Raw genomic sequence first — 3,100 nt, forward strand, 5'->3', positions numbered from 1 at the left:
GGGATCGGCGGCCAGACCCCCTCAGCCCGCGTTCACAACCTCACGGGGAAGTACACCTAGTCGGCAACGTGGGCCAGGATAGCTATATGGCCTGGCGACCACGCGGCATGGACTCGACGAAACTTGATGCGTTGCATCCTGGCGTGCCCATGTGGATCCGGCGGCGGGTCCTGCACTGGGCGGACGCCGTGTCCTCGACATCTTCCTTCAGCTCGTTCACGCCGCCTCAGCCTGATCCATCAATCATGGAGGAGTTCGAGACGCGCACCCGGCGGGAGACCTCGCTAGTGGGAGTGTTCAGCCGTGAAGGGGTGAGCTTCCTATTCGAGGTGATGGAGGAAGACGAGTTCCTTGACTTCTTGGACTTCCTAGTTGCGCGAGTGGGAACACTGAACGACGAGTTGGATGCTGCGGGCGTCGAGGAGATCCACGACCCTCTGGTCGAGCTTGAGTCCATCCTCAGCGACGGCGGATCCGAATGGAGGGTTGGGAGCAGGGACGGCTACGCCGCGCTTGAGAAGCGCGTGCCCGAGGGAGTATCGCTGGCAGCGACCAAAACGATTGCGGACGCTGGGAGCGCCGGTACTTTGCTTGCCGAGGCCTGGCATTCCTCGTTCGGCCGATCGCCGGACGCTGAAGAGGCGTGCGAGAAGTCGATAAAGGCCGTCGAGGAGGCCGGAGCGCACGTCGTGACGCCGAACAACAAGAGGGCCACGCTGGGCACGATGATCCGGGACATGAAGGCCCAAGGAGACTGGAAGCTCGACCTGGCGACATCGGACGCGGACGTGCCGGTGAAGATGGCCGAAGCGCTGTGGAAAGGCCACGAGAGTCGCCACGGCGGCAACGGCTACCGCAAGCCGACGCAGGCTGAGGCGGAAGCGGCAGTTCTGCTCGCGGTCCCCCTTGTCCAGTGGTTCTCATCCGGAGCCCTTGCTCGTCGCTAAGCCGCGAGGAATCAACACCAGTCGAGTACTGCTCCGCACACGAAGCTATTGATCTGGTCGACGCTCGCGCCGATCAGGTCTGACCCCCTTCGGCGAGTTCACAGCAAGGCGCGACTCGAGCGCGAAGAGGACTAGCTTCTCGGCCGCCACGGTGCGCTCACGTTTGGATGCTCGATTCCAGAAGAGCGCAGAGATGTCTTCGTCGCCGTTCGCGCGCAGCATCGTTCGACGCATGGCTTCGGTGGAGGCGTCCCATGACTCATCGTCCTCCGCCATCGAGCTTGGAGTTGCAGCGTCCCGCGACGAGCTGGCCGACGCCCCGGCTCAGGTCCTGCTCATCTCGAAGCACATTCACGTCGACCTCGACGACGCAATAGCGAAGAAATGGCTCGTCCGGAAGCGGCCGTAGCGGGGCGCCGAGCGATCGCCAACGCACATCAACGTCCCCCGATCGAGCGATGCCCGCGAGGGGATCCTCGGGTTCGCTGTCAGCCCGGCCTACCGCGCTCCGCGCACAGTCGCCCGGGTGTCGGCCGCGCCGACTTGGTCAGAGGTTGATGGGTCCTGGTGACGGTACATCGTCTGGAAGCCCGGCGTCGAGGATTCTCGTGACCATGTCGAGCGCCCGATCGGTGAGTAGGTCGCCAGGGTAGAAGTCCTCGTACAAATCCTCGGCTTCCCCGATGGTGGTGATCGCGCAGAGTTTCAGCAGTTGGCGGATGTCGTTCGTGTCGCGCCCGGGACGGTTGGCGCGAAGCTTCATCGCGAGCATCGCCTCTTTCGCGGCGACCTGGATGACGATCCCGTCGTGGTCGTAGATCGACTCCCACTCGACTGCCCGCCGACCGAACGCGAGGATGGCGTCCGCCTGCTCGACGGCGAAGTTGAGCCAGGTAGCATTCCACCCTCGCCGGTCCGCGACGCGCGCGGCGGCAGCAGCCACGGCCTCGTCAGACCCGGGCTGGATGTGCAGAGAGTCGAGATCCTGCGTCGTGCCGCGGTCGAAGTATCGCAGCGCGAGGGCTGCGCCACCCACGAGTCGGATGCGGGCCACCTCGCCAGCCGTTCGAAGTTCGGCGACGAGGTCGTGGAGCCCGCCGATGATGTCTGCGCGATCCAGCACCGTCGCCATGGTCACACGCTCGCGAACGTGTCACGCCAGACGAGCACCCCGCGCTCAGCTAACGCGTCGGGCACCTCAGTGAGCGGCGGCACGGGGTCGGACGAATCGACATCGAGGCCTCGGGGCGCGGTGAGAAAGCGTGCAGGCCGGTTCACCCACTCCGGAACCGGGAGCCCTTCCTCTCGAAGTCGCCATGCGACGAGTCCGGCGATGGCGGCATCCCACACCGGATCGCGGGTGGGTTCCGGTTCGGCCAGACCCAGCACCCCACGGACGAGTCCGTGCTCGGCGACGAGGTCGTCGTTCAACTGCAGCAGAGCGCGCAGGGCGCGCTCCCGGTCGCCCAAGCGGAGATGCCCACGGATCTCGGCCGCGGCCGTCGCCGCGTCGCCGCGTTGAGTCGGTGCCGAGTACAGTCGGTGCCCCGCGCCCGCGAGCAGCCGCGCGACGGTGCTGAACTCAGCACCCCGCCCGCGCTCGGAACGCGACACCCGCGCCTGATCGATGCGAGTGCGCTCCGCCAGGCGCTGCTGAGTTAGACCGCGACTCTTTCGAGCCGCGCGCACCAGTGTTCCCGCATCCGCCATTGCAACACCGCCTCAGAATAGGACTACTGAGTCATATTCTAGCGGGCGAACGACAGAGTCTGAACAGCTGGATTGGGCAGCGACCGCGTCACCAGCTTCAGGGGTTGATCCCGAATACTCGCAGCAGGGGGATGCGAGGGATCATCCGGCGCGGGCCGAGCTGGATCGTGGGGATGGTTCCACTCTCGATGCCGAGCTTGATGGTGCGGTAGTCCACGCCGACGAGCTTGGCGGCATCCTTCATCGTCAGGGCGAGTGAGTTGCTTGAATTGTTCATGTCCTTCTCCTCGGTGAGCAATGCGTGTCATCACTTGCCCACACCGTACTCCTGTCGTGAGCAATCCGCGACATGTATTGCTCACCAGCCGGGAACCGTGCCAGGCTCGTGGCATGAGAAGCCCTATGTCAAGCTGCCTCGGGTTTCGGGGTGAGGAATTGCTGCA

Annotated in this window: 5 protein-coding genes; 2 read left to right on the forward strand and 3 right to left on the reverse strand. The window is 65.0% G+C overall.

The window, feature by feature from the left end; genetic code table 11:
• Nucleotides 1–107: 107 nt before the first annotated feature.
• Both Q0X61_RS13050 and Q0X61_RS13055 read left to right on the forward strand, forming a co-directional pair.
• The gene (locus Q0X61_RS13050) at nt 108–947 is read left to right on the forward strand and encodes a hypothetical protein (RefSeq protein WP_297743307.1); all 840 of its coding nucleotides are present in this window, start codon (nt 108–110) and stop codon (nt 945–947) included.
• 193 nt (nt 948–1,140) lie between these two features.
• Entirely contained in the window at nt 1,141–1,356 is a 216-nt protein-coding gene (locus tag Q0X61_RS13055; protein WP_297743309.1) for a hypothetical protein, read from the forward strand.
• 138 nt (nt 1,357–1,494) lie between these two features.
• Here the strand turns inward: Q0X61_RS13055 and Q0X61_RS13060 are convergent, their stop codons facing one another.
• The 3 genes from Q0X61_RS13060 to Q0X61_RS13070 form a co-directional block, all read right to left on the reverse strand.
• Nucleotides 1,495–2,079, reverse strand: a complete 585-nt coding sequence (locus tag Q0X61_RS13060; protein WP_297743310.1) for a hypothetical protein — start codon at nt 2,077–2,079, stop codon at nt 1,495–1,497.
• Nucleotides 2,080–2,081: 2 nt separating this feature from the next.
• Nucleotides 2,082–2,657: a helix-turn-helix domain-containing protein gene (locus tag Q0X61_RS13065; RefSeq protein WP_297743312.1), complete on the reverse strand. Its 576-nt coding sequence runs from the start codon at nt 2,655–2,657 to the stop codon at nt 2,082–2,084.
• 97 nt (nt 2,658–2,754) lie between these two features.
• A complete protein-coding gene (locus Q0X61_RS13070; protein ID WP_229935109.1) occupies nt 2,755–2,934 on the reverse strand; it encodes a helix-turn-helix domain-containing protein in 180 nt (59 codons plus the stop codon).
• Nucleotides 2,935–3,100 lie beyond the last annotated feature (166 nt).

The sequence above is a fragment of the uncultured Tessaracoccus sp. genome (assembly GCF_947255005.1).
GTDB lineage: Bacteria > Actinomycetota > Actinomycetes > Propionibacteriales > Propionibacteriaceae > Arachnia.